This is a genomic window from Caulobacter sp. GW822-FHT07D08, from assembly GCF_058798735.1.
The window spans coordinates 22,519-35,380 of record NZ_JBXAKU010000006.1; the positions used below are offsets into that span (position 1 = coordinate 22,519).

General features: G+C 60.3%; 9 protein-coding genes. 5 read left to right on the forward strand and 4 right to left on the reverse strand.

Annotated elements, in window-relative coordinates; translation table 11 throughout:
• Positions 1 to 100: 100 nt before the first annotated feature.
• Complete coding sequence (locus AC1RJ9_RS12715; RefSeq protein WP_492837250.1) at positions 101 to 331, reverse strand: helix-turn-helix domain-containing protein; 231 nt, start codon at positions 329 to 331, stop codon at positions 101 to 103.
• A 528-nt stretch (positions 332 to 859) separates the two neighbouring features.
• Between AC1RJ9_RS12715 and AC1RJ9_RS12720 the strand changes: the two genes are divergently transcribed.
• Positions 860 to 1,156, forward strand: coding sequence for a hypothetical protein (locus AC1RJ9_RS12720; RefSeq protein ID WP_492837251.1), 297 nt, complete (start codon positions 860 to 862; stop codon positions 1,154 to 1,156).
• Positions 1,157 to 1,373: 217 nt separating this feature from the next.
• A complete protein-coding gene (locus AC1RJ9_RS12725; RefSeq protein ID WP_492837252.1) occupies positions 1,374 to 2,669 on the forward strand; it encodes a DUF5677 domain-containing protein in 1,296 nt (431 codons plus the stop codon).
• Between the two features lie 40 nt (positions 2,670 to 2,709).
• Here the strand turns inward: AC1RJ9_RS12725 and AC1RJ9_RS12730 are convergent, their stop codons facing one another.
• Positions 2,710 to 4,617, reverse strand: a complete 1,908-nt coding sequence (locus tag AC1RJ9_RS12730) for an SIR2 family protein (RefSeq protein WP_492837253.1) — start codon at positions 4,615 to 4,617, stop codon at positions 2,710 to 2,712.
• A gap of 535 nt (positions 4,618 to 5,152) precedes the next feature.
• Here AC1RJ9_RS12730 and AC1RJ9_RS12735 point away from each other — a divergent pair.
• The 3 genes from AC1RJ9_RS12735 (at position 5,153) to AC1RJ9_RS12745 (ending at position 8,381) form a co-directional block, all read left to right on the forward strand.
• Positions 5,153 to 5,983 carry an HD domain-containing protein gene (locus tag AC1RJ9_RS12735; protein ID WP_492837254.1) on the forward strand — a complete coding sequence of 277 codons (831 nt, stop codon included), beginning with the start codon at positions 5,153 to 5,155 and terminating at the stop codon, positions 5,981 to 5,983.
• On the forward strand, positions 5,971 to 6,501 hold the full coding sequence (locus AC1RJ9_RS12740; protein ID WP_492837255.1) for an AAA family ATPase: 531 nt from the start codon (positions 5,971 to 5,973) through the stop codon (positions 6,499 to 6,501). Before AC1RJ9_RS12735 ends, AC1RJ9_RS12740 begins: the two co-directional genes overlap by 13 nt.
• A 158-nt stretch (positions 6,502 to 6,659) precedes the next feature.
• Positions 6,660 to 8,381, forward strand: coding sequence for a 5'-methylthioadenosine/S-adenosylhomocysteine nucleosidase family protein (locus tag AC1RJ9_RS12745; RefSeq protein ID WP_492837256.1), 1,722 nt, complete (start codon positions 6,660 to 6,662; stop codon positions 8,379 to 8,381).
• Here AC1RJ9_RS12745 and AC1RJ9_RS12750 read toward each other — a convergent pair.
• Together AC1RJ9_RS12750 and AC1RJ9_RS12755 are read right to left on the reverse strand one after the other, a co-directional pair.
• The gene (locus AC1RJ9_RS12750) at positions 8,375 to 9,283 is read right to left on the reverse strand and encodes an HTH domain-containing protein (protein WP_492837257.1); all 909 of its coding nucleotides are present in this window, start codon (positions 9,281 to 9,283) and stop codon (positions 8,375 to 8,377) included. The two genes, AC1RJ9_RS12745 and AC1RJ9_RS12750, sit on opposite strands and share 7 nt — an antisense overlap.
• A gap of 407 nt (positions 9,284 to 9,690) precedes the next feature.
• Entirely contained in the window at positions 9,691 to 12,426 is a 2,736-nt protein-coding gene (locus tag AC1RJ9_RS12755) for a hypothetical protein (protein WP_492837258.1), read from the reverse strand.
• Positions 12,427 to 12,862: the final 436 nt, after the last annotated feature.

The window sequence follows — 12,862 nt, forward strand, 5'->3', positions numbered from 1 at the left end:
AGAAAGGCCTGAATCGGTTGCACCCGCTTCAGGCCTTTTTCGTATCCGCCTTGCTTTTGGGGTGCGTCTCACCCCTTGCTCAAGTCGATCACATCTCCATTTAGTAGCGTTCAGGCCATAGCCCAGCAGGTTCCAGATCCAGAGCGTGGGCGATTGCTTGCTCTAGCCTTCTCGACCGCCTGTACCCGCGACACACAAGTGAGACTGAGTTCTTGGCAACGCCAAGATCTCTTGCAATTCCGCCAATTGATAAGCCACGAGCGTGCAACGCCTCCTTGATTTGGAGGTGCTTCTTCTCGTCGACGTGACAAACTGGCAGCAAGACATCCACCGAAGCGATTCGCGAATCGGCTAGATAACCTCAAATTTCCGTTAAATGATCAAGCCAAAGAACGATCACACGCCCCACAAATCAAGCATCCTATAGGTATGGGATATAATAATCGGTATGGGATGTAAGCGAATACCTAAAATGTATACTTGAGATTGAAGCCGAAATGAGATTTCATCGTCCAGCGCAAAGGGGCATGCCCCTGGCCCGTTGGGGTTTAGCGCTGAGCTGAGTTTCAGCTCTCATCTACACCTGGTCGGGGCGGTCGTTCAGCGATCGCCCCGATTTCGTAGATAGGGACTGGTAGGCCGGCCGCTGTCGGCAGGGCGCCAGAAGCGGATCCTAGCTGCTCGCCGAGCTCACAGCGCCGGGGAACGTGAAGGCTCGCGGGTAGCTGGATCCACTCGGCGGCCACGGTGGTGGGGCGCTGCGAGGCAGGGCGGTTAGCGGCTGCCGGGCCATGGTCGTTCCCGGCCACAACTAGCGTGAAGAATTTGACAGCGCGGCGGGAACGGCCAGATTCACTTCATGGCCGCAGCATTAGACATCGTCGATTTTCGCCGCAGGGTCGCTGAACGCGCTCAGCAGTTTGATCGTAATGTCACGTCCGCTTGTGTCCATGTGTATGAAGATCCAGACTCCGGAGAAAGCGGAGCCTTGATCATTCAGGTCGCCGCCAAGCGCGGCAATGATCGTAGCGATTGGTCCCGGAAGCGGCTCCGCTTCTCACAAGCCATAAGAGATTTGCTTGTAGAACGGGGTGATGAGCGGTCGCCGGTCTTGCAGATCTTCGCACCAGAAGAATGGGCGAAGAGAAATGATTGACCGGTTGGTCCATTCTCTGGGGCCCTCTTGATTGCCCGAACGGCGACAGGGCGCCAGTTGCTGACGTTGGCGCACCTCCAGGAAGTCGACCTTCAAAGCGCTCTTAGAGGCTGGTGGGGATTGGGAGGCCGAGCCGGTATAGCGCGACACCACACCCAGCTCTAGTCTAGCGCCGCGCCACGGGGTGGAGGTCGGATTGAGTGTCCATCGGGAGTTCATGGCGACGACACGGGACTATGCACTGCAGTTGGCGCGCGAGACGCTGATCGAAATCCTGGAGGAAAAGCTCCAGGAATCCGGCCACAGCCCGAACCGGCTCCTGGTCGAAGCTGTCGCCGATCATGGCCTCTCCGGCGCCAAGGATGATTTCGTCTGGGAGAACCTCACCGAAGAGCTCTCGGCCTTCCTCGACACCCTGCAGCTGACCGACACCGATCTGGCCCGGATGGAGGCTCGGCAATCGACATTCCGGGATGAATTGGCCGAACTCCTCAAGGACACCGTGGCCCAAGGCAGCGGCGATCTCTTCAAGGACTTGAAAGCGCGGTGGCCTCAGGTCGAGGCCCAGAACAGGCACGACATGGTCGGTTTCCAGCAGCGCCTCGAGGCGCGTTGGGGCGAGGCCTTCAACCATATTAGGATGCTTCGCCACTTCTCGCTCGAGGTCGGCTACGAACGCCAGCAACGTCTCAACCGGTCTCGTGCGAAGCATCCCAAACTACTGCCCCATCTACTCCTGCGGCTCCACGCCCGCGCCGTCCAGGTCGTTGGAGAAGTCCTCGCCTTGATGGAAGCCGGCTATGCCGATGGTGCCATGGCGCGGTGGCGAACGCTGCACGAGATCACTGTCGTGGCGCTGGTGCTAGGCGACGGCGGCGAGGACTTGGCCACCCGTTTCATCGCGCACGAAGCGGTAGGGCGTCTGCAGGCCGCTCGGCTGCACCAGGCAACCTGCGCGGCGCGTCAGGAGGCGCCGATACCCGACGCGGAGTTCACGGCCCTGGAGGCCGAGCAGCAGGCCGCCATCGATCTCTACGGCCAACCCTTCAAGAAGGAGTACGGCTGGGCAGCGGACTACATCGGCAATGTCGATCCGAAGTTCAACCAGCTCGAGGACGCCGCCGACCGTGCCAGCCACCGCCCTGAATACAAGCTGGCCAGCTATAATATTCACGCCGGCTCGCGGGGCTTGTTCTTCAAACTCGGCACACTGGATGGATCGGGCTTTATGGCCGGCAGCAGCGATGCCGGCTTTTCCAGCCCCGGTCTGGCGACGCTGGACACGCTGGTGCTGATCAACTTCGCCCTGATGCCCAAGCCCCTGTCGCTCGACGACCTATTGCTTCTAAGCACCCTAGACGCAGCGCGCATGGGAGGACGGACCGCCTTCATGCGCAGCGCCGACAAGCTGCGCAGGGATCATGCGCGTATCCAGCGCGAAGCGGCCAAGGCGGGGACGAAGCGCCGACGCTCGCGCAAACCACGCTCCGCGCCCCGCACCGACGCGTCCTAGCGCGTCGCCTACATCTTCCCCTAGCCGTCGCATCAGAGGCCTACCAGCCCCAGTGAGCCATATTGGCTTCAAGGTTTCGCGTGAGCAGCACGAGGTAGTCGCTGTCGCCGTTCGCGAATCCGCCGGCGAGTAAATGATTGCGCGGACCGTCCTCCTTGAAGCGGCGCAACAGCGTCGCGTGCCGGTTTTCGTCCCAGCCGGAAGGGCCCAAGGGCACGTAGACATAGCCCCTGCCGCCTGGAGCTTCTAACGCCGTGCGAAGGCTATCCTTGTTGACCCGCAGCTCCACGAGAGTGCAGGAGGCCAGGGTCTCGAAGGTTTCGTAGGCTAGCTGGAAGTCACCGAGGCTGGGGAACAGGCTCGCCAGTTGGGCGGTGAAGACATCGAACAGGTGTCCCGCCAGAGGCGCGAGATGGCGCTCCATGCCGTCGAGCTGGTTCCAAAGGTCCTTATCATGAGCCTCGAAGCGCAAGTAGAAGAGCTCCACAGCCTCGTAGGTGCTGTCACGATATGGCCTCTCGAACTCCAACCGAAGCGCCGCCCGCACATGGGCCCATCGCTCGGCCCTGACGGCACCCACGCCCCAGGCGAAGAGCACGAGTACGCCAGGATAGGCCTGCATCTGCAGCCATCGCGTCGTTCCCGCCTCGGCCCGTTGAGAGCGAATGAACTCAAGCATGTCACGAAGCAGCCGCAGGTCCTGACCGTCGCCCCATTGCCCCAGGAGAAAGGCGAGACGGATAATGCGTTCGCAGGCTGCGTCGTATAGCGCCACACGCCGCCGGAAGGCGTCGGCCGAAAGCGGCACGCCCTGCACGGCAAGATCGGGTCGGCTGAAGGCCTCGCGCAACCGCGCTAGTTCCGCGCCGACAAGATCGGAAAGCGGGATATGCCCATCTGGCCGACCGAGGTAGCGCTTGGCCATCGCGCCCATCAGATCAACACTCTCGGGATTTGGCCGCTTTAGGTCGTCTTGGACCTCGACCTTGGCCTGAAGGTCCTCGAAGAACTCGTCGGCACCGGCGATCGGGACCACTCGGCCGCTGCGCTGGGCGATCAAGTCCAAAGCCATCTTGGTCGGCGCGCCGCGGCCGGCCCAGTATAGGGGATAGCGCCGCGACGGGGCGCGGGTGATGGCCGCGCGCAGCGCCTCGTCCCAGTCGGCCGACCAGCCGCAGACGATCAGGCCGTGATCGTCGAGGATGCGGTCCAGGCACCTGTTCTGGACCTCGGAGTAACCGGCAAGTTCGCCCTCGGTGTTGCGCAGGCGCGTGTCTAGATAGTCGCCGTGGACTTTCAGGATGAAGCAGCGGCTGTGGATCAGGGGCACGGCCCCCGCCAGATCGTCGTCTGACTTGATGACGGTGGGTTCGACGCCAACATCGCGTAGCGCCGTCTCGAGCAGGCGGTCGAAATTGGTGGTGATGATAACCCGCACGATGCCGTCGCGGACCAGCTTGGCAATGGCGCGATGGGCGCGGGTCGGGGTCTTGAGGCCTTCGGCATGTTCCTCGGGCGTCGGCTCAATGTAGGCGTGAAGGATGGATCGTCGCTCGTCCGGCGTGGTCGACACCGCGTCTAGGAGTTTGCCGTAGTTGGGTGCCTCGCCGAACCGCTCCTGGTGCCACTTGGCCCAGTCGGCCTGCTCGTCTTCGCCTTCGAGCCGGCCGACGCGGCGCGCCAGGTCCAGGGTGATCTCCCAGCCGGTCGGGATGGCGGCTGACCGAGAGACGCCGCTTCCCAGCAAAAGCGCGTAGACGCCCTTATTTTCGTACATTGAAAAGGCCAAGGCCGTGGCGGCGTCGATCATCATGGTCAAATCCAATTCGCCGACGGAATCACGCGGCAGGCTTTGAGCATAGGCTTCCGAGTTCGAGATCGCTCCGCCCCGTAAAATTGGCACGGTGATCGCCGCCGTCCGTAGGCTCCCTCCAAAGGAACTCTTCATGAGCGTCCCCATTCAGGCGCGGTCGATGGAGCCGTTCTGTTTGCTGTTGCGCTGGCCGGCCTGTGGGGCGCTGACCCAGACAGTCGGGTTCCGGCTTGGCTAGCCGACTGCTCCGGGAGCGCGCCCACCTATTCTTCCACCTGTGTAAGGCGCTTTGCAGGCGCAGCGCCAGGACGGCTACAGTCTGTTTTGACCTAAGTGAACGCTGGCGACGCGCCAGTTGCTGACGTTGGCGCTCATCCAGGAACTTGACATTCAGGGCCGAGGCGCACGAGAGCGGCGCTGCCCCTTGCGGACGTTCTGGAGGTGGCCGAGCTTACCCGCTCGGCTCAACGCCAAGCAGGGCGTTTCAGGTGCGTGTCGAGAGCGCTTCGCGAACACGGACACGCTTGGAAACCTCGCTGATTGCACTCAAGGTTCTCGCAAGGTTAGAATCTTTCAAACGACTCGCGTTGGCTGGAACTTGTGCGTCGCGTTGTGGCTTCGAAGCTGTTGATCCGCGTGAGGGCGGAGAGCTTTGACTGAAGACGTTCAGGTGGCCTTCAAATTCCACGACGGGGCGGGGGAACGAATGGCTGCGACCTTGAGGTTCTTGGATGCGCTCCACAGCGAGGAGGTGACCGAACAGGCCGCCCCTTCGATCGACGAAGCGCGGCTCGATGCGAGTGCCATTCTCGCATCATTTCAGCTGCAAACCATTCGGCGTTATTTCAATCAAATTCATTGGCTCAGCGAAACTGCCGAAGCGATCAATTCGGACGCGGTCGAACCAGGCCTCAAACTTGAGAGCGTCGCAGCACATAGTTGGCATGTGGCCGACACCGCACTGCTCGTTGCGCCGCATTTCGGTTGGATCGATCTAAGCCGCGTAACCTCGCTCGCAATATTGCACGACAAACTTGAGATCATCATTGGCGACTACGATCCCGTAGGACGCGACGGTTGGGGCACCGAGACACATGCTTTCCATCCGCGCGCCAAACAGGTGAAGCGCGACGCTGAGCTCCGTGCACTAGAGATCTACCTCAGCAACCTTCGCCCGTCCGCACGTGATTTTCAAAGACGTGTGCTGATGGAAGTTATTGAGGGAAGAACGCAAGAAGCGCTTTTCGTGAAAGCGATCGATAAGATTCAAGCGCTTTCCTATGTTATCAAGAAAAAGAACGGAAATATCACGGATGAGCATATCGCATTCTCTTTGCGATACGCCGGATCTTCCGTGACTAGCTTCCCCCCAATAATCAACCATTTCATCGCCATGACCGAGCTTCTTTTTAACTCCGTTGCTAGACATCGAGGCTTGCCGCCCGAAGTGGTGATGGAAGAGGTGATGCTCAAATTTGAGGTGTATCTATGCGGCCGTTAGAAGCCGGCGACACCATTCGCGTTGCGCTTGTCGGTAAAAGTGGGGCGGGAAAATCAGAAGTCGCAAAAATTCTTCAAGAATCGTTCGATTGTCAGATCGTCAAAACGGGCGCGATTTGCCGAAGTATTTCGAAAATCTTGTTCGGCAACGATGACAAGACGTCGACGCAAATCCTCGACGATGTGCTCACTTCGATCGATAGCAGCATATTCTTGAAAGCGGCTTTGCGCGAAGTCCAAGTCACCACGCCTGCCGTCATAGACGCCTTGAGATTTTCCAGCGATTACGAGTTAGCCAAGGACGCCAACTACATCACGCTTCGCGTTATTGCTGAAGATGATCAACGCGTCAGCAGGCTCGCACAGCGCGGTCAACAATTTGACTTGCAAGAAAACGGGAAGCATCGCTCGGAGGTAGAGCTCGAAAATCACGATTGCGACCTTAATATTGTAAATGACTGCACGCTAGATACGTTACGAGAGCGAGTGGTTGGCGGAATTGAAAGACTGCGAAATTGAGAAGGGACATATTTCTACACTTCCTCAATAGAGATAGTCGCGAGATCTTTGGACTCTATCATTTTCAGAGCAATAATGTTCATGCTCGTCTTCTGAGGCGAGCATTGAACGCGTGCGTCGTACTCTGCGAAGACCGATGCATCCTTCCTCCCGGATTTGTGGTCGAAGACGACATTGCCTTCGGCCTTGCAGAGACCCAGAAGTCGTATCTTGCGGAACGTGTTCTTCAATTTCCCATCCGAGAGACAAACCTCGCAGACTATGCGGAAAAGAAGCGCGATGAATACCAGCCAATGCGCTCCCGGTATTCCGGGTTATTTGATGACAACAGGGTGGACTTTATCGGCCGACACGCGCAGGGCCTGATACACCGGAAGACGTTTATCTCTGAGAAGATCATCCAAGACTGGGAGGCTGGCCCGGATAAGAAATGGGCTGCTTGGGCGCCCGTGAAGAAGGCGCTGATCCCGGCCACTATAGAACAATTGCGCAAAATTCCAGCGCAGCTCGCCAGCCGAGGTACAGCCCAAACATGGTCGGCAATCGCCCCATTGCTTAACGATGAAGCGGGAAATGCAGGAAGTTCACTAAGGAACGCACTACAGTACACCTATCTGAAGCAGTATTGCAGTGAATTCGACCTAATCATACTTGCCGCAATTCCGTACATGATTGAAGAGTTCAACCTCCCCCACCAAGGTTCCTCCTATTCCTATCAAAGGCTCGAGATATTTCTGAAAGCATTTCATCTTTCGGATTTCATATTCGATGCCACAGCCGACGCATTGATCGAGCTAAGACGTCGTACCGGCTTCATGTCGCTTATGGATGCGTATGTGGGCCTCGCCGAAAAATACAAGACGAACACCAACCTCACATTCTTTACCAACAGGGCGGTGGCGGCCTGCTCATTCGACTGGGCCAGCTTCAGCAAGCGCCACAATGCCTTTGTATCAGTTCCAAATGACATCGAACTTTTGGAACTCGACGGTGCCTTTGCCGAAGTCGCTCATGAACTATCGCGCGAACACGAGCTGGCGAAACGCGGCCCGATTGCGACGGTCAAGACACCTGAACACAGCCATATCGTCCTGGGAAAGAAAACTGGAATGCCGGAGATCGTGCTCTACGTCGCGCTCGAGGAAGAGCTCAAGGTGCTGTGCACGGAACTTGGCTTAACCAGGAACCACTCCACGCCGGCAGCGACCGGGAAAATCGGGGATCAAGCCATCGCGGTCCTGTGCCCGTCCGACATGGGCCGGGTGGCCGCAGCTGTAGAAGTCGCGAGTTACCTTCAGTCTCGGAAGACCAATCTTCCCGAACTTCTCCTGATAGTCGGGCTGGCAGGCGGCTTTACTGAAGAAAGTACCCAACCGGGCCACATCATCTGCGTGACGACCGTAGTTGACCTGGCCAACCGAAAGGTCGTCGAAGAGCCAGGCGGGCCTCATACGACCAAATTCCGGCGCCGAGACTTCGATCTCGACAATTCCCTTCAGAAATTGATCAGCTCAGATACGTTCGACAAAGACAAATGGATAAATCAGTCGATCAAGCTCGCCGAGTGGCCCGAAGACAGACGGCCATCGCTCCACAGCGGCCTACTTGCCAGTGTCGATGAAGTCGTTGCGAGTGATGAATGGCGGCAACGGATGCTGAAACACACCGAAAAGCTGCTGGGCGTCGAGATGGAAGCCGGCGGCGCTTGCTTAGCCGCGAGGCATTTCAAAGTGCCCGTCTCGATGCTGCGCGTTGTGTCAGACAATGCTGACCCCGCCAAGGCTGACGACAAATGGCGGGCCATTGGAATGAAGACGCTTGCACATCTTCTGAAATCGATTCCGTATGAAGTTCTGAGAACCTCAATTAGAGGTCAGTGAGTAGTTATCGCCGTCAACAATGGTGGGTGATTCAGCAAAAACCGGGAACAAGGATCAAGGGCCTCAATGTCGTTGATCCGGAGCGGCATCTCCTCCCAATCAGTATGCTCACCAAGCCAGACTGATTGCATCTCCCTAGGGGCCTTATACCTGAGGATGGCGGAGACTTCTTGCCCACCGCCGTCCCGATCTGTGATCAGGCATTCCACTTCGCTAAATTGGAAGGCGGGTTCCAACTCAAGAATTCGATGATACGGCAATCTTAGCTGTTCAGATATTGCCCTGGTGGCAGCTTCGTGAAGACCTACTGGGTCTTGAGAAAATAGAGAACGATCATCCCGACGAATATAGTCTACGATGCCCAGAGCAGGTCGAACCTGCCCTCGCCCATCTGCGGTCATCTTACCTCGAAACAGGATTTTGTTTTCAGACGTAAGCACAACAAATATTCTCAGCGGCGCGATATCGCGCTCCCCCCGCAGATCGCTCAGCCGCTGGAATCTACCGCGTGCTTTTAGGAGATTTCTTAGGGAGACGCGTCCCTGCTCTGACACTAACTTTGCAACGGAATCGATCACGAAGGTCAAAACGTCGAAGCGTTTGAGCTGTGCAGCTCTCAGCGGCGCATAGTACTCCCGCTTATAGCGCTGCGGAACAACAGGGTCGTTGAATAGGGCGCGGAGGAAATAGCGTCCTGGTGCAGTTCTTATAAATTCACTTCTTACGCCGTGCTGCAACATGTCGACGGAGAGGCGCGCGCCGAGCGTCTTATGCTGGGTCTTTCCGAAAAGCTGTTCTGGAACGATTTGAAGGCGGTAGGCAGCTTCCAAGATTTGTCGCGCACTGAGTGGCTGACGAATTTCGTATAGCACCTTCGCAGCGATAGACAGGTAGCTGTTCATTGCACCGGTATTTTCGATGAAGCCGGGCGCACGATACTCGCTTCCCTTCTTTGCCAATCTGGTGCGAGACCAACCTGCACAGGATAGGCCTACCTCAGATCGACGCGATACCAAAATTGGATGCCCCTCGCCGATGCGGGCTTCCTAGAGCTGGCTGAGGCATTCTGCAATTGGCAGGTCGGGCCCGATTGCGGTGGATCACCGCCCCCCGCTCTACAGAAACTTCCGTTCGCAATGACTTGCCCGCCTCCGAGCGCCGCCCCAAGCCTCCGGAAATGCCACGTTCCGCTCATGCCCTGGACGCCTGCTGACCCCTGCCGGCTGGATCAAAGTGGCGCTCGTGCTGGGCTTGGCCCATGCTGCGCTTGGCGGGGTCATTCAGTCGCCTCGTCCCTAGGGCCGAAAGGTTAGGCCTTAGCTATGGCGCGCCCGCGGCCGCGACCGGATGGCGGATCCCTGGGCGGGGCCGTCAGCGCCGCCTCGATCCCATCCGCCACAGCGACGGCGTCGTCCAAGCGAACCACCGCCAGCGGCAAGCTCGCCTCGATGGCCTGGCGGGCCTGGGCGACCTTTTCGGACAGACCGGTGTCGAGAACGCGCGTCCAGCCAGCCTGTCCGGCCGCCAGAGCGGCCACGCGCTTGATGAGCGCCAGGATGGCCAGGAAGACGCAAAGCTCCTGAACCACCAAAGTCTGGCGCCGGGTCTCCTCGGGCCCTGGGGTAGCCTCGATGACGGCGCGCAGCTGAACCGCGTTCGCGGTGATGTCGTCGATCGTCTCGAGAAGCGAGAGCCGCATGACCTGGACCATGAGCGCATTGGCGTCGACGTTCTCGTCGAGCTGTCGCAGGGCGATGGCGGTCGCCCGGATCTTAGCCTGAGCCTCGCGCTTCAGGACCTCGGCGGCGGCGGCGTCCACCGCCAGACCGTGCGCGCCGCGATCGACCGCCAAGGCCAGGATATCGCGGGCGCTGCGAATGAGGTCGCGCGGCAGACCGCCCGAGAGCATGTGGCTCAGATGCAGGAACGGCGCGGGCCAGAGGAGGACGCGCTTGTCGAGCACGGCCTTGGAGCCAGCCAGATCGCAATAGTCGACGTGCAAAACCGTATCGAGGGCGCTGTCGAAGGCGTTGCGAAAGCCGATGCCCCGCCGGTCGAAACTGGCCATGGCGTGCTCGGAGACCGAGATCAGGAAATAGCAGCCCCGGATGTTGAACACCGACTTGACGCTGTTGAGGAAGGCTTCGGCGTCAGCGCTGGAGCGCAGCTTGTCCAGTTCGTCGATGCCGATGATGACCCGGCCGCGCGCGGCGACGACTTCGGCGACATAGGCGCGAAACCGCTCGACCAGTTCGGGCTGGCTCATGGGCGTGCGCGACAGGGTGGCCGCGCCAGTGGTGCCCAGCTCGATGCCGACCGGGGCCTTGAGCCCGCCCGACCAGCCGCTGGTGTAGCTGCGCTGGAAGTGGATGTTGTCCAGTTCACTGCGGCTGCGGCGATCAAGGGCCACGACGTGCGGATCGGTGCGCTGGCGTCGCGGTCGCCTGTAGCGCCAGATCCAGACCGTGGCGAAAGCTTCCAGCAAGTTCCGCGTGAACTTGTCGATCTGGCTCTGGACCACCAGGACCAAGCCTAAGACGACGGCGGTGAAGCCAAAGAGCGCCAAGGGTCCTGGCTTGAGGTCGAAGGCCTTGACCAGGGCGGCAAGCGGATGGGCGTTGGCCCACGCCTCCTGGGCCTTGCCCGACGGCTGATCCTTGGCCGGCGAGGGCACTAGTTTTGGGGCCGTCTTTTGAGCCGTCTTCGCGGCCTCGACCAGCGCCGCCGTCAACGTCACTGGCTTGACGGCCGGACCAGACGCGGCGGCGTTGGGGCGTTGCGATACGCCATCCGGCGCGGCTTGCGCGGTCTTCGCGAGCGCGGCGGCTTTGCCCCCTACCACGGGCTGGGTCGGCGTCGTTGCGCCCGCCGAGGCGAGGCCTGAAGTCGACGCCGTATTGGCCGTGGGCGGCGGTGAGGTCACCGTTGGGGCGGTGTTGTCGGCTACGATTGCAGCGATCACCACGCTGGCCACGAGCGTCAGGGTGCCAAATAGCATCATTATTCGCCCGACCGGCCCGGACTGGGTGATCAGCTGAGTTTGCCAGCGCTCGATCGGCTCGCGGGTCGCACCATCGAGCGGCGGCATGTGACCGGGCGGGTAGTCGAGCACCCGCCGGCACAGGCTGGAGAAGATGTGCAGCAGGAAATCGCGGCTTTCGTACTCGACGGGGGCAGCGGTGTTGATTGCTACGCCCCGCATGTCGTCGCCAGTGTCGCTACTGTCGATGGCGCACAGGGCCGCCAGAAGCGTGCTTTTGCCGATGCCGCGCGGCCCGGCCACGCCGATGCTGCCGCCGGGCAGCTCGGTGAGCAGACGGCGGGCGCGATGAAGGGCGGCGCTGGGGACCTGAAGGTCCTGGCGCGCAGTTTCCGACAGGCTGACGCCGATGGTTCGCCGTCCAGGCGGCGCGTCCTGGGTAGCGAAGATGCGATCGACGAAGGCGGTGGGACGGCTCTGGTTGATCAGCACCACGGCCAGGGCGCGCACTTCGTGATAGACCGCCTCGATCAGTTGCTGGCGCGCCTCGCTCAAAACGGTATCGGCTACAGCTACGCCGAGCGCCAGGCGCGCGCGCTCACGGCGCCTTTCGGAGAACAGGGCGCTGTCGGCGATGGCAGTGACCAGGACGCCAAACGCAGCCGCCGCGATCGTCCAGAACGCCCCCGTCCACCAGCCATGGGACCATGGGGTGCGCAGCGCGACCAAGAGCGGACGGCCCACGGTCGGGTTGATGAGGAAGAGACCGCCCGCGATCAGGCCCATGATGGCCAGGATCAGTACGGCCACCCCGCCGGCATTGGTCGCCAGCGTGTTGCGGACCGCCGCCTCGACCTCTGCGTTGCGCCGATCTAGCGCGCCAATCGCGGCGTGGACATCCGAGAGATTCGACCCGACGTTGGAGAGGAGTTCCTCGTGCCGGACGTCGACTTCGCGGGCGATGGCCTCGCGGCCAATCCCTGCCTGCGAGACCTCCGGGAGGACCGCCACGCGGTCCAAGGCCACGTTGACCGCGTCACTGAACTGGTTGGAAATCGCCGTCACGCCGCCCCACGGCAAGGTTGCAACTAAGGTCTAGCTACACCCAAAGCGCTGAGGCGACTAGCCAGTCGGGTCACCCCAGGTCGCGCCGCCTTCGCGGGGCCAACTGCAGGACAGGCCAAGGCTGTCCGAATTTAGCGGGCGGCGGTCCATTTGCAAAAAGGGACTCGTCAAAAGACAATCAGCGCCGCTGGCGGAGGCCAAGGAACGACTTGCCGTTGGGTCGAAGGCGGGATGGCGACGGTCGATCAGACTTCCATACGCCGGTTCCTGGCAATCGCCGCACGCACTCCGACCGCGTCACACAGCCTGACCTCCTTTCATAAAACGGTAAGCACTGCGCCTGCGCCATGCCAATCGAAGCAAAGCTACGGACGTCAGGAAGCGGACGTTCCCAACTCCGGCGATGAGTCAGGTCGAGACGCATGTCGCCCGACTA

What these genes read in the sequence shown, in the direction of transcription:
- AC1RJ9_RS12740 (WP_492837255.1), top strand. Translation starts at nt 5,971, where the DNA reads ATGCGGCCGTTAGAAGCCGGCGACACCATTCGCGTTGCGCTTGTCGGT.
- AC1RJ9_RS12720 (WP_492837251.1), top strand. Translation starts at nt 860, where the DNA reads ATGGCCGCAGCATTAGACATCGTCGATTTTCGCCGCAGGGTCGCTGAA.
- AC1RJ9_RS12750 (WP_492837257.1), bottom strand. Translation starts at nt 9,283, where the DNA reads ATGAACAGCTACCTGTCTATCGCTGCGAAGGTGCTATACGAAATTCGT.
- AC1RJ9_RS12725 (WP_492837252.1), top strand. Translation starts at nt 1,374, where the DNA reads ATGGCGACGACACGGGACTATGCACTGCAGTTGGCGCGCGAGACGCTG.
- AC1RJ9_RS12730 (WP_492837253.1), bottom strand. Translation starts at nt 4,617, where the DNA reads ATGAAGAGTTCCTTTGGAGGGAGCCTACGGACGGCGGCGATCACCGTG.